The 18,542-nt window shown below is 69.5% G+C and carries 19 protein-coding genes; 9 read left to right on the top strand and 10 right to left on the bottom strand.

The genetic code is table 11. The annotated features are described in order from the left end of the window. The coding region (locus FL311_RS28545; protein WP_141329941.1) for a CapA family protein at window positions 1–1,056 on the top strand (1,056 nt) is incomplete at its 5' end. Between the two features lie 8 nt (window positions 1,057–1,064). Here FL311_RS28545 and FL311_RS45970 read toward each other — a convergent pair. Then, entirely contained in the window at window positions 1,065–1,187 is a 123-nt protein-coding gene (locus FL311_RS45970) for a hypothetical protein (RefSeq protein ID WP_013941470.1), read from the bottom strand. Between the two features lie 164 nt (window positions 1,188–1,351). Here FL311_RS45970 and prfA point away from each other — a divergent pair, with 164 nt between their 5' ends. The 4 genes from prfA to FL311_RS28565 all read left to right on the top strand — a co-directional run bounded on the left by prfA (window position 1,352) and on the right by FL311_RS28565 (window position 5,141). Then, complete coding sequence (prfA, locus tag FL311_RS28550; protein WP_141329943.1) at window positions 1,352–2,446, top strand: peptide chain release factor 1; 1,095 nt, start codon at window positions 1,352–1,354, stop codon at window positions 2,444–2,446. Then, window positions 2,443–3,324 (top strand): peptide chain release factor N(5)-glutamine methyltransferase, encoded by an 882-nt coding sequence (gene prmC / locus FL311_RS28555; protein ID WP_141329945.1) that lies wholly within the window; start codon window positions 2,443–2,445, stop codon window positions 3,322–3,324. The genes prfA and prmC overlap by 4 nt, the downstream gene beginning before the upstream one ends. A gap of 14 nt (window positions 3,325–3,338) precedes the next feature. After that, window positions 3,339–4,610, top strand: coding sequence for a UDP-N-acetylglucosamine 1-carboxyvinyltransferase (gene murA / locus FL311_RS28560; RefSeq protein WP_141329947.1), 1,272 nt, complete (start codon window positions 3,339–3,341; stop codon window positions 4,608–4,610). 141 nt (window positions 4,611–4,751) lie between these two features. Continuing rightward, entirely contained in the window at window positions 4,752–5,141 is a 390-nt protein-coding gene (locus tag FL311_RS28565; protein WP_141329949.1) for a zf-TFIIB domain-containing protein, read from the top strand. A gap of 22 nt (window positions 5,142–5,163) precedes the next feature. Here the strand turns inward: FL311_RS28565 and FL311_RS28570 are convergent, their stop codons facing one another. Beyond that, window positions 5,164–5,994, bottom strand: coding sequence for a discoidin domain-containing protein (locus FL311_RS28570; RefSeq protein WP_141329951.1), 831 nt, complete (start codon window positions 5,992–5,994; stop codon window positions 5,164–5,166). Between the two features lie 171 nt (window positions 5,995–6,165). On the opposite strand from FL311_RS28570, the gene FL311_RS28575 reads away from it, so the two are divergent. Both FL311_RS28575 and FL311_RS28580 read left to right on the top strand, forming a co-directional pair. Then, on the top strand, window positions 6,166–8,166 hold the full coding sequence (locus FL311_RS28575; RefSeq protein WP_228557138.1) for an ABC transporter substrate-binding protein: 2,001 nt from the start codon (window positions 6,166–6,168) through the stop codon (window positions 8,164–8,166). After that, window positions 8,163–8,933: a DUF695 domain-containing protein gene (locus FL311_RS28580; protein WP_141329955.1), complete on the top strand. Its 771-nt coding sequence runs from the start codon at window positions 8,163–8,165 to the stop codon at window positions 8,931–8,933. The genes FL311_RS28575 and FL311_RS28580 overlap by 4 nt, the downstream gene beginning before the upstream one ends. Window positions 8,934–8,948: 15 nt before the next feature. Here the strand turns inward: FL311_RS28580 and FL311_RS28585 are convergent, their stop codons facing one another. Then, on the bottom strand, window positions 8,949–10,535 hold the full coding sequence (locus FL311_RS28585) for a hypothetical protein (RefSeq protein ID WP_141329957.1): 1,587 nt from the start codon (window positions 10,533–10,535) through the stop codon (window positions 8,949–8,951). 185 nt (window positions 10,536–10,720) lie between these two features. Between FL311_RS28585 and FL311_RS28590 the strand changes: the two genes are divergently transcribed. Further along, complete coding sequence (locus FL311_RS28590; protein WP_141329959.1) at window positions 10,721–11,041, top strand: hypothetical protein; 321 nt, start codon at window positions 10,721–10,723, stop codon at window positions 11,039–11,041. A 22-nt stretch (window positions 11,042–11,063) separates the two neighbouring features. Here the strand turns inward: FL311_RS28590 and FL311_RS28595 are convergent, their stop codons facing one another. From FL311_RS28595 to FL311_RS28615, 5 genes are all read right to left on the bottom strand, one after another. Beyond that, on the bottom strand, window positions 11,064–11,849 hold the full coding sequence (locus FL311_RS28595; protein ID WP_141329961.1) for an endonuclease/exonuclease/phosphatase family protein: 786 nt from the start codon (window positions 11,847–11,849) through the stop codon (window positions 11,064–11,066). Window positions 11,850–11,941: 92 nt separating this feature from the next. Further along, window positions 11,942–12,592 carry a DUF1826 domain-containing protein gene (locus FL311_RS28600; RefSeq protein WP_141329963.1) on the bottom strand — a complete coding sequence of 217 codons (651 nt, stop codon included), beginning with the start codon at window positions 12,590–12,592 and terminating at the stop codon, window positions 11,942–11,944. After that, window positions 12,592–13,836 (bottom strand): zinc metallochaperone GTPase ZigA, encoded by a 1,245-nt coding sequence (gene zigA / locus FL311_RS28605; protein ID WP_141329965.1) that lies wholly within the window; start codon window positions 13,834–13,836, stop codon window positions 12,592–12,594. Before zigA ends, FL311_RS28600 begins: the two co-directional genes overlap by 1 nt. Further along, window positions 13,833–13,997 (bottom strand): 50S ribosomal protein L33, encoded by a 165-nt coding sequence (gene rpmG, locus FL311_RS28610; protein WP_046714983.1) that lies wholly within the window; start codon window positions 13,995–13,997, stop codon window positions 13,833–13,835. Before rpmG ends, zigA begins: the two co-directional genes overlap by 4 nt. 97 nt (window positions 13,998–14,094) lie before the next feature. Continuing rightward, on the bottom strand, window positions 14,095–14,502 hold the full coding sequence (locus FL311_RS28615) for a hypothetical protein (RefSeq protein ID WP_141329967.1): 408 nt from the start codon (window positions 14,500–14,502) through the stop codon (window positions 14,095–14,097). A gap of 366 nt (window positions 14,503–14,868) precedes the next feature. Here FL311_RS28615 and FL311_RS28620 point away from each other — a divergent pair, with 366 nt between their 5' ends. Continuing rightward, entirely contained in the window at window positions 14,869–16,098 is a 1,230-nt protein-coding gene (locus FL311_RS28620) for a hypothetical protein (RefSeq protein ID WP_141329969.1), read from the top strand. A gap of 53 nt (window positions 16,099–16,151) precedes the next feature. Here FL311_RS28620 and FL311_RS28625 read toward each other — a convergent pair whose 3' ends face one another. Together FL311_RS28625 and FL311_RS28630 are read right to left on the bottom strand one after the other, a co-directional pair. Then, complete coding sequence (locus tag FL311_RS28625; RefSeq protein ID WP_141329971.1) at window positions 16,152–17,573, bottom strand: sigma-54 dependent transcriptional regulator; 1,422 nt, start codon at window positions 17,571–17,573, stop codon at window positions 16,152–16,154. Then, the coding region (locus tag FL311_RS28630; protein WP_141329973.1) for a HAMP domain-containing sensor histidine kinase at window positions 17,570–18,542 on the bottom strand (973 nt) is incomplete at its 5' end. The genes FL311_RS28625 and FL311_RS28630, both read right to left, overlap by 4 nt.

The raw sequence follows: 18,542 nt of genomic DNA on the forward strand, positions 1-18,542 counted from the left end.
CCCGCCGTCCCCCAGCCCATCACCCTCCTGTTCGGCGGGGACGTGACGCTCGGCCACAACCACCAGAAGTTCTTCGACGACGAGCTGGCCAAGGGCCGCTCCCGGGAGGAGCTCCTGGCCTACGGCTTCAAGGAGGTCCGCGCCCTGGGTGACGCGGCGGACCTCTTCGTCATCAACCTGGAGTGCCCCTTCACCGAAGGGGGCGAGAAGCTGCCCAAGAACTTCAACTTCCGGGCCCGTCCAGAGCTGGTGGGCGCGCTCACCGCGGGCGGCGTGGACGTGGTCAGCCTGGCCAACAACCACCTGATGGACTACGGCGCCCAGGGGCTGCTCGACACCCTGGCGACACTGGAGGCCGCGCGCATCCCCTACTTCGGCGCCGGGCGCACCCTGGCCGAGGCGCGCCGTCCCGCCATCGTCACCGTGGGCGGCCTGCGGGTGGCGCTGCTGGGCTACTTCTTCCTGGGCGAGCGCAACATCGAGCCGCCAGAGGTCTACGCCACCGAGACCACACCGGGCGTCGCGGGCCACTTCTCCGACGTGGACGTGATGGAGCGGATGCTGCGCGAGGACATCGCCCTGGCGAAGGCCCAGGCGGACGTCGTGCTGCCCTACTTCCACTGGGGCCGCGAGGGCACCCAGGTGCTGGAGCCCTACCAGGTCCGCCTGGCGCACGCCGCCATCGACGCGGGCGCCTCGGGCGTGCTGGGCAGCCACCCCCACGTGCTCCAGGGCATGGAGCTCTTCCAGGGCAGGCCCGTGGTGTACTCGCTGGGCAACTTCGTCTTCGGGGGCAACTGGAACCCGCGCGACAAGCGCAGCGCGTTGTGGAAGGGGACCTTCGGACCGGAGGGCTACCTCAAGAGCGAGGTGCTGCCGCTGCGCACGGACCGCTTCCCGGAGCTCCCCTTCCAGCCGGTGCCCGTGACGGGGCCGGCGGCCGAGGAGGTGCTGCGACTTCTGGCCGAAAGCTCACGCTCCCTGGGGAAGATGCTCCCCGAGCTGGAGCCGTGGGCCGGGCCGACTCCCTCCCCCGCGACGGGCGGGAGGGAGTAACCGGCGCGTCAGACCTTGTTGTTGGACTGGCCCTTCTTGGCGCGGCTGCGGCGGCGCTTCAGCTGGGCCTTCCGGCCCTTGGCGCGGTTGGCGACCTTCTTCTTGGAACGATTTCCCTTCTGGGCGGGCATGGAAGGACTCCGTGTAGGTGATGTGAGACCGACCGCTCGGGCACGAGGCTCGGCGGTGAGGGCGGCCCTTCTTTCATGCTACCGCCCGAGCGGCCAAGGAATTTCTTGACTCCGTCCTCCCTTGCCAGCAGCCGGACAAAGGGGCAATACCCCCTGGAACGACGATGATTGACAAACTCGAAGACGTCGAGCGCCGGTTCGAGCGCCTCACCGCGGACCTGTCCAACCCGGACGTGCTCGCCGATTCGGCGAGGCTCCAGAAGGTCTCCAAGGAGCGTGCGGGCCTGGAGAAGCTGGTGGAGACGTTCCGGACGTACCGCCAGGTGCTCGCGGACCTCAAGGAGGTCGAAGCCTGGCTCGACGCCGGCAGCGCCGACGAGAAGACCTACGCGCGCGAGGCCCTGCCCGGCCTCAAGGAACAGCGCGACGCGCTCGAGGCCAGCCTCAAGGTGCTGCTCTTGCCCAAGGACCCCAATGACGACAAGAACGTCATCCTGGAGATTCGCGCGGGCGCGGGCGGCGACGAGGCGGCGCTGTTCGCCGAGGAGGTCATGCAGATGTACCTCCGGTACGCGGACACGCGCGGCTGGAAGTCGGACATCATCGACATGAGCCCCGGCAACGCGGGCGGCGTGAAGGACGCCACCGTGACGCTGTCGGGCGACGCCGTCTTCAGCAGCCTCAAGTACGAGTCCGGCGTGCACCGCGTCCAGCGAGTGCCGGCCACCGAGACGCAGGGCCGCATCCACACCTCCACCATCACCGTGGCCGTCATGCCCGAGGCCGAGGAGGTGGACGTGAAGATCAACGAGGCGGACATCGACCGGCAGGCCATGCGCTCCACGGGCTCCGGCGGCCAGAGCGTCAACACCACGGACTCCGCGGTGCGCCTGACGCACCGGCCCACGGGCATCGTGGTGAAGTGCCAGCAGGAGAAGAGCCAGCTGAAGAACTACAACATGGCCCTTCGCATGCTGCGCGCGAAGATCTACGAAATCGAGCAGGAGCGCATCCGCTCCGAGCGCGACTCCACCCGCCGCTCGCAGGTGGGCACGGGCGACCGCAGCGAGAAGATCCGCACGTACAACTTCCCGCAGGACCGGCTGACGGACCACCGCATCGGTCTGACGGTTCACAACCTGCCGGCCGTGATGATGGGCGACATCGAGGACATCATCACCGCCTGCCGGACCTTCTACCAGGCCGAGGCCCTCAAGGCGCAGACGGGCGGCGGTCCGAGGCCACAGCCCGAAGCATGAGCAGCGAGACCTGGACCATCCGCAAGGTCCTCACCTGGACGACGCAGCACTTCGAGAAGCGGCAGGTGGACGCGCCGCGACTCACCGCGGAAATCCTCCTGTCGCACGTGCTGAAGACCGGGCGCGTGCGGCTGTACGTGGACCTGGACCGCCCGCTCTCCAAGGACGAGCTGGCCACCTACAAGGCGCTCATCGCCCGGCGCCTGTCGGGTGAGCCCACGCAGTACCTCACCGGGACGCGCGAGTTCTACAACCGCGCCTACAAGGTGGACGCGCGCGTGCTCATCCCCCGCCCGGAGACGGAGCTCCTGGTGGAGGCCGCCCTGCGCAGGCTGCCCAAGGACGCGCCCGCGCGCGCGCTGGACGTGTGCACGGGCTCCGGCTGCATCGCCATCAGCCTCGCGGCCGAGCGGCCCCTGCTGTCCGTGACGGCCACGGACCTGTCGCCGGACGCGTGCGCGCTGGCGCGCGAGAACGCGGAGGCACTCAAGGTCTCCGAGCGCGTGACGGTGCTCCAGGGGGACCTGTTCTCCCCGCTGCCCGCCGACGCCCGCTTCCACGTCGTCGTGTCCAACCCGCCCTACATCGCGTCGGAGGAGATTGCCGGGCTGTCCGCCGAGGTGCGGCGCGAGCCCCGGCTGGCCCTGGACGGAGGGCCCGACGGGCTGGTTGCCCTCCAGCGCGTGGTCAGCGAGGCCCGGAAGTGGTTGGAGCCTGGCGGACTGCTTGCACTGGAGATGGGGGAGACGCAGGGCCCCGCCGTCCTGGAGCTCCTGCGCGCGGCCGGTTACGAGGACGCGCGCGTGGAGAAGGACCTCGAGCGGCGGGAGCGCATGGCATTTGGGACACAGCCCGCGGTCAGCGGGCCACAGGGCTGAGGGCCGGAAGCAACATGGACAAGATCGTGATGAAGGGCGGCGCGGAGCTGCACGGCGAGGTCGTCGTCTCGGGCGCGAAGAACGCGGCGCTGCCCATCCTCGCCTCCGCGCTCCTGGCGGACGGCACCTCCACCTTCCGCAACGTGCCGGACCTGGCCGACGTCGCCACCATGCTCAAGGTGCTGCGCACCATGGGCTGCGGCGCGGAGCGGCTCACCGCGCGCAAGAAGGACGTCTGCGAGGTGGGCGTCAACGGCCACATCACCCCGGAGGCGCCGTACGACCTGGTCAAGACGATGCGCGCCAGCGTGCTGGTGCTGGGGCCGCTCGTCGCGCGCTTCGGGCGGGCGCGGGTGTCCATGCCGGGCGGGTGCGCCATCGGCGCGCGTCCCATCGACCAGCACCTCAAGGGCCTCAAGGCGCTGGGCGCGGACATCCACCTGACGGAGGGCTACGTGGAGGCCCGCGCCAAGCAGCTCAAGGGCGGCACCGTCAACTTCGACGTCATCACCGTCACCGGCACGGAGAACGTGCTGATGGCGGCGGTGCTCGCCAAGGGCCGCACCATCATGGAGAACTGCGCGCGCGAGCCCGAAATCGAGGAGCTGGCGCGGGTGCTCAACAAGATGGGCGCGCGCATCGAGGGCGCCGGCACCTCCGTCATCACCGTGGAGGGCGTGGAGGGCCTCAGGCCCGTCGAGCACGCCATCCTCCCGGACCGCATCGAGGCGGGCACCCTGCTCGTCGCCGCCGCCATCTCCGGCGGCAACGTCCTGGTGAAGCACGCCGTCCCCGAGCACCTGGACGCCGTCATGGACAAGCTGCGCGAGGCCGGGTGCACCCTCACGGCCGAGGCCGGCGGCATCCGCTGCAAGGCCCCTCGGACCCTGACCTCCGTCAACATCACGACGACCGAGCACCCGGGCTTCCCCACCGACATGCAGGCCCAGCTCATGGCCCTCATGTGTGTGAGCCAGGGGACATCCGTCATCAGCGAAAACATCTTCGAGAACCGCTTCATGCACGTGCCGGAGCTGCACCGTCTGGGCGCGGACATCACCATCCAGGGGCACACCGCGGTGGTGAAGGGCGTCAAGCATCTGAGCGGCGCGCCCGTCATGGCCACGGACCTGCGGGCGAGCGCCTCGCTCATCCTGGCGGGCCTGCGCGCCGAGGGACGCACGGACGTCAGCCGCGTCTATCACCTGGACCGCGGCTACGAGCGGCTGGAGCGCAAGCTGCGCGCCCTGGGCGCGGACATCCGCCGGGTCAAGGCGAAGGCCTGAGGAGCACGGGGCCTTCCGACCCCCAGACGGCGCGTTGCCAACAGAAGCGGCAACGTGGGTTGCATCCCAAATTTCGCGCGACCTATCATTCTCGGACCACTGGGGACGTGTGTCCCCCATTGCAGGAGAATGAACCGTCCCATGGATTGCCCCAGCTGCAACGTCGAGATGGCCGATCTCGTGGGGGATGACCAGACGTTGCGAAAGTGTGGAGACTGCGGCGGGCTCTGGATCGACGTCGCGGACCTGAACCGGGTCCTGCTCCACAACAACCTCCAAGGGCTGGAGCATCAGGGAGGCAAGGTGGACGCGGAGGCGTTGACCGGCCAGTGCCCCGAGTGCCATGTCGACCTCGTCCGCGTGGACGGCGGCGACCGCCAGCACCCGCTCCACTACGACACCTGCGAGTCCTGCGGTGGCATCTTCCTGGAGTCGGAATTCCAGGACGCCACCGACGTGAAGGTCGCGGAGAAGGAGATCATCGACTTCTTCCGCCGCTTCAGCGCCAAGAAGAAGGTGGCCGCCCTCTAGACGGGCGGCACGCCGGACGGACCTAGGGCTGGCCGCGGAAGCCGCGGCCCCACTCCTCGGCCAGGGCCCCCTCGGGCTCCAGGGTGGCGCCCGCCTCGTCCGAGCCGCCCTTCTGCAGCCGCAGCGTCACCTTGCCGCGCCTGGGCACCTCCAGCGTGAGTCGGGAACCGGACAGGGCATACGTGCCCGTCACGGCGCTGGGCTCGCCGCCCTCCAGCGGCTCGTGCGCGAAGCGGTACGTCCCGTCCACGTAGAGCGAGAGGAAGCGGTCCGGAGCGCCCTCCAGGCCGCTGAACCACGTGCCCAGCAGGGGCGCCAGCCGCGCGTCGTAGCGCAGCCGGGGCGCCAGCCACGTGCCGTTGAGCGCCTTGCCTCCCGAGTAGAAGATGAGGTCGGTGACGCAGACGGGGCCGTCCTCCGCCGTGCCCGGGAAGCGCTCGGGGACCTCCAGCGTGAAGCGGTTGCCCGTCATGGCGGGGCTGATGGGGACGACCTGGAGCCCGCGCTTGTCCTCCACCTTGAGGCTCTTGGACGTATCCACGGTGGTGAGGGTGAGCTTCTTCGCCCGCGCGTGGGCCTTGTACGCGGCCTTGTCGGTGCCGTCGCCCGTGTAGACGCGCACCTCGTCGATGGTCACCACGTCCTTGAAGCCGATGGTGACGGCGGCGGGCGGCGTCCCCGTGGCGCACCAGGCCGTCGTGTCGCGTCCATCCAGCAGGTGCAGGGGCGAGTAGCGCTCCGGCTGGCGCTCGCGCTCCAGGTAGTCGGAGGCCTGGGCGTAGCCCGGCGGGGCGGTGGACGCGGCGGGCGCGGCGCTCGAGAGCAGCAGCAGGGCGAGGGGGAGGCGGCTCATGGCGCCATCTTGGATCGCCCCGCGTCGACGGCTCCAGTCCCTGGCTGGAAGTCTTCGCGGTGAATCCAGCGACAGCGGATCCCCGGCCCGGGGGGATGAAAGCGCCCGCCGCGATGTTGGGGTGCTTGACACTCGGACGCCGCGAGGAAGTGATGCGGCACGATGCGGAGAATGAACGTGACGCGACGCTGGGGGTGGGTTTGTGTGCTGGCCGCGACGCTGGTCGCCTGCAAGGACGACAAGCCGGCCGAGGTGCCCGACGCGGGGCCCGTGGAGACAGGGCCCGCGGCGCTCACGGAGCAGGAGCCCAATGAGCGGCCCGAGCAGGCGCTCGACATCACCCGCGACAGCACGGTGACGGCGGAGCTGACGGCGCAGCCCAACAAGGCCGACGAGGACTGGTACCGGCTTTCGCCCTCCGCGCCCCGGGTGGTGGACGTCACCGTGTCGGGCCTGCCCGGCGGGGACATCACCCTGGAGGTCCATGACCGGGACAGGAACCGCCTGGCCTCCATCAACAGCGAGGGCGACGGCAAGCCGGAGCGCTTCCCCAACCTCTACGTGGAGAAGGAGCGCTGGGTGCGCGTGGCGCCCGCGCGCAAGGGCGTGGGCGGGGCGTACACCTTGACGGTGAAGATGCGCGCGCCCAACGACGGCGAGGAGCACGAGCCGAATGATCGCGCGGTGGACGCGATTCCGCTGCCGCTGGGGCAGACGGTGACGGCGTTCCTGGGCCACGCGGGCGACGAGGACTGGTACCGGGTGGAGCTGCCCGAGGCCGCAGTCCCCACGCCTCCGCCGGGCGAGGGCGTCCCCGCGCCGGACGACACGCAAGGGGCCACGCCGACGCAGGGCGCCGCGCCCCAGGGAGCCGAGGCGCTCCAGGGCGCCGTGGCGCAGGGCGCGGCCACCGCGCAGGGTGAGGCGCCCTCCCCTGCTCCGGGTTCGGAGAGCGGCGCGGCCACGGGCACGCCGGAGGAAGGCGCGGCGCCGCTGGACACGCCGCCCGCCCCCACGGGCACCTTCGCCGGAGGAGAGCCCCCCGCGGCGCCGCAGTCCCAGGGCGCGGCGGTGGCGCAGGCGACGGACGCGGGCACCGCCGTGCCGCCCGAGCCTCCCTCGGTGGCGTTGAAGATCGAACTGTCCGCGGTGGAGGGCGTGCGGCCGGAAATCTCCGTGCTGTCGGCGGCCGAGGCGCCGCTGTTCTCGCTGCGAGGCAAGGAGGGCGAGGCGCTGTCGCTGCGCAACATCGGCGTGCGGGCGACGGACCGGGTGGTCTACGTGGTGGTGAAGGGCGGCTGGACGGGGACGGGCAAGGAGGCGCGCCGCACGTTCAACTCGGGCACGCCGTACACGCTCACCGTGACGCAGGAGGAGGCCGGCGCGAACGCGGAGCTGGAGCCCAACGACGAGCTGTACAAGGCGACGCCGCTGACGGCCGGCGGCTACCGCGAGGGCTTCATCTCGCCCAAGGGCGACGTGGACCACTTCGTGCTGCGCACGACGGAGCCGGTGCTGGCGAAGGTGGAGCTGTCGGGCGTGGAGCGGCTGGACCTGGTGCTCTCCATGGTGGAGCCGCCCCAGGGTGACGGTCAGCAGGAGACGGTGCTGCTGCGGGCCAACGACGGCACGCTGAAGGAGCCCGAGCGCCTGAACAACGTCGCGTGCAGTGGCTCGTGCTGGTTCCGGGTGGAGGGCGCGTCGCGCAAGGTGGACGGCAAGTGGGTGAAGGACTTCGAGAACGCGGACCAGCCCTACCGCATCAGCATCACCACGGTGCCGGACAACGGCGGCGAGGAGCGCGAGCCGAACAACAACCTGGAGCGCGCGCAGGAGCTGACGCTCGGCAAGGCGGTGCGCGGCACGGTGTTCCCGGTGAAGGACACGGACTTCTACCGCCTGGACCTGTCGGACCGTCCGGTGCGCACGCCGCTGAAGGCGACGCTGTTGGGCATCCTCAAGGTGGACGTGGGCCTGTACCTGCACCGCGTGCAGCCGGACGGGAAGCTGTCGCTGGTGCAGACGGCGGACCGGGCCAAGGGCGACCAGCCGGAGAGCATCCGCTTCAGCGCGGAGCCCGGCGTCTACATCTTCGAGGTGCGCGACGCGAAGAACCGCGAGGCCAACTTCCAGGACTCGTACCAGCTCACGGTGGAGGAGGGTGAGCAGTGAGCAGCGCGGTGAAGGCCTGGGAGGAGAACTTCGATACGTATCTGATGGAGCTGGAGGACGGCCCCACGTCGTTCCTCCTGGACATGGAGGCGGCGTCCCAGGCGCCGCTTTCGAGCCATCCGCTCCGGCTCACCGTGCGCGTGGCGATGAAGTCGCCCCGGCCGGATGGCCTGCGCTCGCGTGAGGAGTCGGACGCGCTCTTCGCTTTGGAGGATGCGTTCGTCCCGGCGCTCGGGGCGCTGGGGTTCCTCTTCGTGGGCCGCAGCGTGGGGCAGGGCCTCACGGAGGCGTTCTTCTTCGGCCCGCGCGGCGTCTCGCAGTCCGAGGTCCAGCGCGTGGTGACCCCCGTGCAGGGTGACTACACGCTGGAGCTGGAGCTCGAGGAGGACCCGGAGTGGGCCGTGTACTTCGACTGGCTCTATCCGCCGGAGCTCCACCGCCACCTGATGTCGAACCGGAGCCTGCTCGACCTGCTGGCGAAGCAAGGAGACCGGAGTGAAGTGGCGCGCGAGGTGGACCATCTGGCGCACTTCTCCAGCGAGGAGCAGGCGACCCGCGCCGCGGGGCAGCTCGCGAAGCAGGGGTTCAAGGTCTCCGCCCCGCGCGCGCCCGAGCCTCCCCATACGCGGTGGGCCGTGTCCTTCACGCGAGAGGACTCGCTGGCGGAGGGGCGCGCGGACGAGGTGACGGTGGAGATCCTGGAGGTCCTCCAGGCCCACGAGGGTGACTACGACGGATGGGGCTGCGTGCTGACGACGATGCAGTAGCCCCCAGTCCGCGCGTCATTCCATGGCGCCGTGGCGCCGGTACTCGTCGATGCTCGGCGGGTACTCGGTCCAGAACATCAGGGCTCCGCTGTGCTTCATCAGCGTCTCCTGCTTGCCTCGCGCGTCCGCGTCGGAGACCGCGAGCGAGACGCCGAGGGAGATAGTCGGCTCCGCCGCGCCGAGGAGGTCCGCCAACGGGAGCGTGAGCGTCATCTCGTATCCCTGAGGACGCTTGCGCCAGGTGCCCTGGATGGCGGGAAGGGGCGTGTTCGCCTCTCCCGTCCAGTCACGCGCCTCGACCTTTCCTCGCGCCGCGAGCAGGAGGCCCAGCTTGAGCTCGGAGAACTCTCCAGGCGTGCGCATCCGGTGCACGGTGAACTCCACGTGGTCCGAGTGCACACCGGTACCGGTGCCCAGAGGAACAACCCTGTCATCGTGCACCTCCACGTGGAGGGCGAGCGCCCCACCCACGCGCGCCAGCCGCCAGGCGAAAGTTAGGTCCTCCGCGTCCTTCCAACCCGCGAGCCCCCAGGCGATATGCGCGGGCGTATAGGCCTGGGCCGTGGGGGCCAACGCGAGCGCGGCCTCCGTGGACTGCGCCGACCGCACGGGGTACGGCCTGATTCCGTCGACCACCGCGCCCACGGTGTCACTGAACACCATGTAGCCCGGCCGGCTGCGGGAGAGCGTCTCCATGGGCTCCATCGAGCCGCGGGCGCCAACAGGTCCCGACAAGGCGTACGCGGTGGATGACACCCCGACCTCGACCCCACCCTCATCGAACCCGAGCGACTGGAGGTCCTCTCCTCTCACCAGGAAGCCACAGAAAGGTCCCTTGCTGTCCTCCGCCTCCGGTGGGGATTCCTCCGCGGAATCCGTCTCGGCCGAGGGCTCGGCGCCGGAGAGCAGGAGGATGCACGTCCCGTCCCGACAGACGTAATCCAGGGGATTGAAGCGCAGGTCCTGGCGGCATAGGGCACGAGCCCGAGCGAGGAGCGCGTCGCCCACGGGCAGGGACTTGAGCGGCTTCGAGGCGACTGGCGCCTTCCCACGTCGTGCCGCAGGCTTCGTCCACTTCGGAGTCGGGATGGGAGCATCGATGAATCGCGAGCCATCCGGCGCGACCTTGAGGACCCGCCGGGACACCACGGTCGGGTCCAATGCATCGGCGGCGATGGTGTAGGGCTCATTCCTGCTCGTGGTGACGACCTCGACATGCCCCGCGTCGATGAAGCGCAGGGTGCTCGGGGACCACGCGTCGAGGTCATGCGCCGCCCCCAGGAACCTCCCCTCCCGGTCTGACATGACCATCTGCTGGTTCGTGCAGAGTCCGTAGAAGCAGGGCCCCATGCTCTGGAGCACGCGCCAAAGACAGAGGCGACCTTCGCAGGCGATCCGCTTCTGCGTATCCAACCCGAAATACGCGCCACCTTCGGGCGTCTCGACCAGGACCGCGCCCTTCTCGAACCAAGGCTCGGTGGGGGCGGACAGAGCCGTCGTGCTCCCGAGCCACAGCCCGAGCGCCAGGGCTCGACCAGGGTGCCGTCGCATCCGAGGCGCCCGGGCCGGGGAGGATGCGGCGTGGTGGACTCGGTCGTTCATGGTTTCCTCTTCATGCACCATGGATTTGCAGACGGCATGCCTCGTCTTCCGCCTGGATGGACACACGGGCCCGCGACATGGCGCGTCGAGAACGCGGCCCCAGGGCCACGGGGAGAGGGCCGCCAGCCACGGGGCGCTCCGCCGCTGGGTGAAGGCTTCCCCGGAGGTCCGCTACAATCCCTCACATGAGCCAGATTGCCGTGCACATCGAGGACACCCGGACCGGGCAGGTGGAGACACGCTCCGTCGACAACCTGGAAGCGCGCTGCTCCCGGGAGACGGGCATCGTCATCGGCTCCGCCGAGGACTGTGACGTGGTGCTCGCGTCACCCGAGGTCCAGGCACACCATGCCCGGTGGTATCCCGGCGGCTACCACCGCTTCGTCCTGCTCCTCGACGAGGACGCGGTGATCAACAACTCCCGAGGCGACCCGTACCGCGGCGGGGAGACGCTGCGTGTCGACCATCGCCCCTTCCAGATCGGCCCCTTCATCATCAGCATCTAGCGCGGAACGGACTGGCATTGCCTCACGCCCGCCGCAGCGTCGCGACCAGGGGCAGGTGGTCCGAGGGCTCCTGCTCCGAGGGCAGCGGCGTCCGGTCATCGATGACCGGCGGAGCCACGGGCCGGGCGCTCAGGCCCCGTGAGTGGAAGATGAAGTCGATGGCCTTGGCCTCGCCATTCGCGTTGCACGTGGGCGCGTGCTGGCCCTGGAAGGCGTCTTCCAGCCCCGCCTCGGTGAACGCGCGAACCAGCGGCTCGCCGGGGCGCGCATTGAAGTCACCGCAAGCCACCCACAGCGCGCCTGGGTCCGCCTGGACGACCTCCCCGAGCAGCTCCGTGGCCTGCTGCATCCCCTGGTGCAGCGCCACCGGCCTGTCGGGCCGGTCCCATCGCAGGTGCGTACACGCCACGCGCAAGCGCTCCTGCCCCACCGCGAAGTCGACGACCAGCGCCATGTGCCCCGAGACGCGCCCGTCCTCCAGCACGTCCTTGAAGTAGTGAGCCCGGTGCCCCACGGCGCGCTCCACGCGATGGAACACCGCGCAACCGTCGGGCTTGCCTTGCTGCTTCAACGCCAGCACACCGGAGTACCCGTGCGGGGACAGGGACCGCTGGAGCGCGTCGAAGGTGGTGGCCTCCACCTCCTGGAGACAGACGATGTCCGCGTCCAGCGACAGGATGCGTCGGGCCAGGGCCTCCTGTCGCCTTCGCGGCTCGAAGAGGTGCGCGGGCGTGTTCGGAAACCACTCCGGTCGGATGTAGGAATCCGCGAGGATGTTGTACGAGGCCACCCGAAGTTCCCACGCCATCGGCAACTCCTTTGACACCCCCGCCTCGGGCCGGGTGCAGGTGCCCGCCCCTCGGAGGACAGGGCCCGGCCGTTATCGCAGGCCCTGCCCTTTCAGTCGACGGCGTCGATGGAGAGCATGATGCGCCGCTGCCCTGACACGAGCGCCGGGGAGCGGTGGACGACACCGTTCCCCGCGTTCCCGGGCCACGACTCTCCCTTCAACAACGCCACGTCGAAGCGCTCCAAGCGCTGCACGCGCCCGCCCGCGCGGAGCACCTCGCCCTTCGGCCCCAGCCCCTCGCGCAGCGCGTCCGCGTTCTCCAGCCACTCGGTGGCGGGGCCCGCGTAGGTGCAGAGCAGCCGCACGCCGACCCGGTCCACATGGAAGCGCGGACACATCTCCCGCTCCAACGTGGTGAGCCGCACGCCCAGCCACCGGCACTCGAGGAGGTCCGCGTACACCTGGCAGAGCTGGCGCAGGTCCTCACACCAGGCCTCGCGCTCCTCCGCCCCCGACAGCTCCGCGAGTGTCCCTCGGAAGTCCAGGCGTCTTGCATCCACGCGCTCGACGACGTGGAGGGTGTGCCGGGCACAGACAGTCCCCAACCAGCGGCTGAGCTCGGAGCCCAGGCCCCGGCGCCACACGCAGAGGTTGAGACCCTCGCGATAGATTTCCGTCAGCTCCGAGGGCTGCCAGACGAGGACGTGCGAGGCGGACCATGACTCGGGAGCGCGTGACTCCCACCGCGAGGCGGGCTCCATCAGGCGCTCCGCTCCTCGGCGGCCGCGTCCTCGTCGCGCACCACCTCCCACGCCGGGAAGGGGTCTTCCAGCGCGGACCAGCCGGAAGGGCCCAGCGCGAGCTCCGCGGGCGTCAAGAGACACGCCTCGAGTTGCCCCAGGACCTCCTCGGGGTCCGCATCCCGGGTGATGAAGACCAGCTCCTGACGCCGGTCCCCGTACGGCCCCGTCATCTCGCGCTCGAGCTCCGCCTGGGCCTCGGGCTCCTCCGGCCACTCCTCGCGTGGCACCGCGGCCCACCACAGGCCCGCGGGCTCGAAGCTGCACGCGCCACCGGCCTGGGCCCACACGCCCGTGATGTCCATCCGCGTGGCGAGCCAGAAGAACCCCTTGCTGCGCAGCACGCCCTTCCAGCTCCCATGGATGAAGTCCCAGAAGCGCTGGGGATGCAGCGGCACGCGGCCGCGGAAGACGAAGCTGCGGATGCCGTACGTCTCGGACTCCGGCACGTGCTCGCCGCGAAGCTCCTTGAGCCACCCTGGGGCACGGCTCGCGCGCTCGAAGTCGAAGCGCCGGGTATCGAGCACCTCCGCGAGCGGCACCCTGCCCCGCTCCGCCAGCACCTGCCGCGCCTCCGGGTTGAGCCTGCGCAGAATCTCGCCCAGCTCCTCCAACTGGGAGGCGGAGACCAGGTCCGTCTTGTTCAGCACCAGCACGTCCGCGAACTCCACCTGCTCCACCAGCAGGTCCACCACCGTCCGCTCATCCTCGTCGGCGATGGCGAGGCCACACTCGGCCAGCCCCTGCGAGCCCTCCCAGTCGCGCAGGAAGTTGAGCGCATCCACCACCGTCACCAGCGTGTCCAGCCTCGCCACGTCGGACAGGCTGCGGCCGGACTCGTCGGCGAAGGTGAAGGTCTCCGCCACCGGCAGCGGCTCAGAGATGCCCGTCGACTCGATGAGCAGGTAGTCGAAGCGCTCCTCGCGGGCCAGCCGACCCACCTCCTCGACCAGGTCCTCCCGGAGCGTGCAGCAGATGCAGCCGTTGGACAGCTCCACCAGCTTCTCGTCCACGCGGCTGAGCGAGGCGCCGCCCTGCACGAGCCTCGCGTCGATGTTCACCTCGCTCATGTCATTGACGATGACGGCGACGCGCAGACCCTCACGGTTGTTGAGGATGTGATTGAGCAGGGTCGTCTTCCCCGCGCCGAGGAAACCGGAGAGGACGGTGGTGGGAAGGCGGCGCTTCACGGCGGGCTCGCTCATGGCTTGCCCTCCACGAACAGCACATGCTTGCGCACGCGAGGGTCGTACTTCTTGAGCTGGAGCTTGTCCTGCGACTTCCGCTTGTTCTTCGTCGTCGTGTAGAAGTAGCCGGTCTTCGCGGTCGACACGAGATGGACGATGGTCCGATTGCCCTTGGGCATGATGAATCCATGGAGAGAGAGGAATTGAAAGAAACGCGCGCGACGAGGCGCTGGGCTTCATGGCCCAGGCTCGCGGCAAGTGACGGAGTGCGACGGCTCAGCGACCGGGCGGAGAGCCCTTCGGTGCGAGCGCCAGCAACGGAACTCCGGAGCCATTCCCCCCGGACTCCTCGAGCGTGAGGAGCGGCCGCGACGACGGGACCGTCAGCAGCAGTCCAGCAGGCGGGAACACCGCCTGACGCGCCTGTGCCCAAGCCAGGGCACACCGCGCATGCGAATCTCCATCCTCCTCGCCCTCCGTGAGCGCGACCTCGGCCCCGGGCCCCTGGCGCACGGCGGACGCGAGGAGCCCCGCCTCGTCCAACTCCTCGAACGCCCGATGCTCGGCGCAGTAGCGGTGCGCGTGCTCGTCCGGATGGAGCCCCCCCACCAGCGGCAACGCCAGCCACAACACCGCGAGGGTGGCCGCGCAGGCACGCGCTGGAAGGGACAGGGGGCGGAGCATCTCCCAAAAACGTAACTCAGTTGCAAAATCGACTCAAGCCCGAAACCCGCCGTTCGTGGCTCCACGGCCTCCGCTCTCCGGGGCCAGATGTGCCCTGGGACGAGGAACGCTCCGAGGGAGGCGTGTCAATCACCCTGCCAGCCAGAGAGCATATGGGTTGTGACCAGAGCTAGCATCGAGAGCATGCTCCTCCCTCGCTGGTCTCATTTCGCGTTCGTCGTCCTCGTGCTCTGCGCCACGGGATGTCGGCACTCGGGCCACTCCGCGACGACATCCGCGGGCCCGATGCCCTCCAGTGAATCATCAAGAGGAGCCGCACGGACCTTCGCGCACCAGATCCTGGACCTTGAGGAGGAACTTGGGACCGTGACACCCGCAATGCGTGAACTCGTTGCAGCCTTGGAGAAGGAGGCTCGGACGCGCATCAAACTCCCTTCCGCCAGGCCATCGCGCGAGCAGGTTCTCGGCGCGCTGAACCAGATGCACGACATCCTTTCTTCCAAGGGATTCATGGTAGCCCCCACGGGCTACGTCGAGTTCCTCACCGAGGCCCTGACGCCAGTCGAGCTCGTCGGGGCTGAGCTCGAGTCTCTACGACGCTCCGAATACACCACGGAATCACGCCGAGCCTGGCTCACCGCGCATACGAAGAACAATGGAGTGGTCGTCTATCTCGCGGATTGCGACACTCTTTCATTCTTGTACCTCACCATGGGTGACGCCATTGGACTGCCTCTGAGCATGGTGGAGAGCCCCGCGCGTGGAGAAAGCATCGGTCACAACTGGGTAAACTGGAGCCAGGATGGAAAGAGCGTCGGCTGGGAGACCCTGTACCCGTGGACGGTTTCCTCCAATGACAAGCCCCAGACTCGAACACAAACCCTGGGATATGTCCGAAAGCTCATCGCCGGCGAATGGTGGCATCGAGGCAATGAGCACAAGGCAGCCGAGCAATATGCCTTGTCGACCAAAGACTTCCCAGACGCAGTTGCATTCAACAACTACGCATGGCTGCTCTCCACTTCCCCGGACCCCGCGATACGGGACCCTGAAAGAGCACGCCAACTCGCGGTCGCCTCGATAGAAGTAGATTGCAACCATTTCAGGATTGGGACACTTGCCTCTGCCCATGCCGCTGCAGGAAGGTTTGACACAGCCGTGGCGCTTCAGCGAATCGCGACTGCGCTTGCTCCGGCGAACGAACCCGCGAGCCGTGCGGATTTCGAGTATCGCCTCGCACTGTATGAGCGTGGCATTCGCTTCGTCCAAGCGCGTCGCCGCCGAGAGCTTCGGTTTCGGCAGTGCGTGTCAACCGCAGACAGCTTACTGCAAGGCGAGTCACTCAAAAACAAAAGTCTCGCGGACATGCGCAGCAAGTGCGTCAGCCTCGACAAGAAGCATCACCCTGAAAGCTGGCAGTGGATTGAATCAGCCGTGCTTCAAAAGAAGCCCGTCGCCCTTCCAGCACAGGCCGCCATGCTACCCCGGAGTTGTAACCAGCGCCTTGAAAAACTACGTGCGGCCCCCGCCAGCATGCGCGAGGAAGCAACGACGCCGAGTTCTGGAGACAGCGAAGGCAGTGCCCCGAAGCTGTAAGCCTGGACGTGGGGCAGCCGCCACCCGGAACCTGCCCCAACCACGCCCAGCCCCTATTTGAACTCCGCGGGAGAAAGGCCGTGCCGGCGCAACAGCTCGTAGAAGTCCGTCCGGTTGCGGCTCGCGGTGCGCGCGGCCGCGGCCACGTTGCCCTTCGAGCGGCGGAGCACCTCGGACAGGTAGCGCCGCTCGAAGCGGTCTCTCGCCTCGCGCAGCGTGGGCAGCTCCCCTTCCGCGCTCAGCCAGTCCTGCTCCTCCTCGCGCGCGGCGTCCGCGGGCGCGCGCGAGGACGTCGGCGGGTCGAACATGCGCGCCACGTGCTCGAAGCGGATGTCGTCCTCGGGCGCCAGCAGCACCAGCGCCTCCATGGCGTTCACCAGCTCGCGGACGTTGCCCGGCCACGAGTGCGAGCGCAGGAGGTCCATCACCTCCGGCGCCAGCCGGGGCAGCCGCAGCCCGTTGCGCGCGGCGGCCTGCTCCAGGTGCCGCGTGGCGAGAATCGGGATGTCCTCCAGCCGCTCGCGCAGCGGAGGCATCACGATGGGGAGCACCGCGAGCCGGTAGTAGAGGTCCTCGCGGAAGCGCTTCGCTTCGACCTCCTCGCGCAGGTCGCGGTTGGTCGCCGCCACGATGCGAACGTCGGCCTCCTCCTCCACCGTGCTGCCCACCCGCGCGAAGCGCCGCTCCTGGAGCACGCGCAGCAGCTTCACCTGGACCCGGAGCGCCGCCTCGCCAATCTCGTCGAGGAACAACGTCCCGCCGCGCGCCGCGCCGAACAACCCCTCGCGCGTCTGCGTGGCCCCGGTGAAGGCGCCCTTCACGTGGCCGAACAGCTCGCTCTCCAGAAGCTCCGGCGGCAGCGCCCCGCAGTTGACCGCGACGAACGGCCCGCTCGCGCGCCGTGACAGCGCATGGACCTGCCGCGCCGCCAGCTCCTTGCCCGTGCCGGACTCGCCCAGGATGAGCACCGTCGCCTCGGACGGGGCCACCCGCGCGATGCGGTCCCTCACCTCGGCGATGGCGGAGCTGGTGCCCAGCAGTCGCTCGGGCGTGGTGCCCGCGACGATGCGGCGCAGGTCGGCCAGCTCCCGCCGCAAGTCACTGCGCTCCGTCGCGTGCAACAGCTTCTGGACCAGCTCGTGGTCCTGGAAGGGCTTGGTGAGGAAGCCATACGCGCCCCGCTGCATCGCCTCCACGGCCGTCTCGATGGTGCCGTGCGCGGTGAGGATGACGACGGGCAGGTCCGGCGAGCGGGCCCGCATCTGCCCCATCACCTCCAGCCCATCCGCCCCCTCCAGCCGGAGGTCGAGCACGACGGCGTCCACCTCCTCCTGCTCGAGCAACTCCAGCCCGCGGGCCGCCGTGAGCGCGGTGGTGACCTTCATCCCACGCGCTTCCAGTCTCAACGAGATGAGCTCACACAGCTCCGCGTCGTCGTCCACCACCAACACATGTCCACCGCGGGGGTGCTTCATCCTTCCATCCTCTTGGACATCGCTTCCGTCGCCACCGGGGCGGGTGCACCCAACCCCAGCGGGAACACCAGCACGAACCGCGCGCCGGGGTTCGCGTTCTCCAGCACCAGCACATCACCGCCCAGCGCCCGCATCATCCGCTGCGCCAGGGGCAACCCCAACCCCAACCCATCCGCGGCGGCGGCGCCGACCGCGCGGGTGAAGAAGGGCTCGAAGACCCGCGGACGCACGTCGTCGGGCACGCCGGGGCCTTCATCCCGCACCTCGATCCGCGCCCACGTCCCGGGCTGGCCGTCCGGCCCCCGGGGCATGAGCGTGCGGGTGACGTAGACACTCTGACCGGGCGCGGAGACGCGCACACCATTCGTCATCAGGCTCACCAACGAGCGCTCCACCAGCGCGGCATCCAGCGAGGCCGGAGGCGTCGTGCCCTCGGCCTGGAGCACCAGCTTCGTACCGCGCTCCTCCGCCAGCTCGTTGACCTCCTCGACGGCGCGCGCGATGACGTCATCCAACCGACACCCCTCGTCCCGGCGCACGGCCTTGCCCGCCTGGACCCGGGTCAAATCCAACAGCGCGGTGACCAGCCGGATCTCGCGCTCGCACGCCACCTGCGCCAGCGCCACCACGCGCTGCTGCTGCGCCGTCAAGGGGCCCGCGGTGCCGTCCGCCAACAGACCGATGGCCGTGCGCAGCCGGGCCAGCGGCGTGCGCAGGTCATGGGACGCGGAGGCGACGAAGGCGTCCTTGAGCTGGTCGAGCTCCGACAGCCTGCCCCGCATGCGGTCCAGGTCCGCCCACAGCGCGCGAATCTCGCTGGGCCCGGAGACCGCGGGCAGCGGCGCGAAGTTGCCGTCCCCCACCCGGTGCGCCAGCGCGGACAACTGCCCCAGCGGGCGTGTCACCCCTTGAGCCACCCACCGCGCCACCGCCCACGCCGCCACCACCGCCATGGCCCCCAGGATGAGC

The sequence above is a fragment of the Myxococcus sp. AB025B genome (genome assembly GCF_006518215.1).
Lineage (GTDB): Bacteria > Myxococcota > Myxococcia > Myxococcales > Myxococcaceae > Myxococcus > Myxococcus fulvus.

Bases quoted from the DNA above. Each gene is read 5' to 3' on its own strand.
- FL311_RS45970 (WP_013941470.1), bottom strand. From the start codon at position 1,187: ATGCCCGCCCAGAAGGGAAATCGTTCCAAGAAGAAGGTCGCCAACCGC.
- prfA (WP_141329943.1), top strand. From the start codon at position 1,352: ATGATTGACAAACTCGAAGACGTCGAGCGCCGGTTCGAGCGCCTCACC.
- prmC (WP_141329945.1), top strand. From the start codon at position 2,443: ATGAGCAGCGAGACCTGGACCATCCGCAAGGTCCTCACCTGGACGACG.
- murA (WP_141329947.1), top strand. From the start codon at position 3,339: ATGGACAAGATCGTGATGAAGGGCGGCGCGGAGCTGCACGGCGAGGTC.
- FL311_RS28565 (WP_141329949.1), top strand. From the start codon at position 4,752: ATGGATTGCCCCAGCTGCAACGTCGAGATGGCCGATCTCGTGGGGGAT.
- FL311_RS28570 (WP_141329951.1), bottom strand. From the start codon at position 5,994: ATGAGCCGCCTCCCCCTCGCCCTGCTGCTGCTCTCGAGCGCCGCGCCC.
- FL311_RS28575 (WP_228557138.1), top strand. From the start codon at position 6,166: ATGAACGTGACGCGACGCTGGGGGTGGGTTTGTGTGCTGGCCGCGACG.
- FL311_RS28585 (WP_141329957.1), bottom strand. From the start codon at position 10,535: ATGAACGACCGAGTCCACCACGCCGCATCCTCCCCGGCCCGGGCGCCT.
- FL311_RS28590 (WP_141329959.1), top strand. From the start codon at position 10,721: ATGAGCCAGATTGCCGTGCACATCGAGGACACCCGGACCGGGCAGGTG.
- FL311_RS28595 (WP_141329961.1), bottom strand. From the start codon at position 11,849: ATGGCGTGGGAACTTCGGGTGGCCTCGTACAACATCCTCGCGGATTCC.
- FL311_RS28600 (WP_141329963.1), bottom strand. From the start codon at position 12,592: ATGGAGCCCGCCTCGCGGTGGGAGTCACGCGCTCCCGAGTCATGGTCC.
- zigA (WP_141329965.1), bottom strand. From the start codon at position 13,836: ATGAGCGAGCCCGCCGTGAAGCGCCGCCTTCCCACCACCGTCCTCTCC.
- rpmG (WP_046714983.1), bottom strand. From the start codon at position 13,997: ATGCCCAAGGGCAATCGGACCATCGTCCATCTCGTGTCGACCGCGAAG.
- FL311_RS28615 (WP_141329967.1), bottom strand. From the start codon at position 14,502: ATGCTCCGCCCCCTGTCCCTTCCAGCGCGTGCCTGCGCGGCCACCCTC.
- FL311_RS28625 (WP_141329971.1), bottom strand. From the start codon at position 17,573: ATGAAGCACCCCCGCGGTGGACATGTGTTGGTGGTGGACGACGACGCG.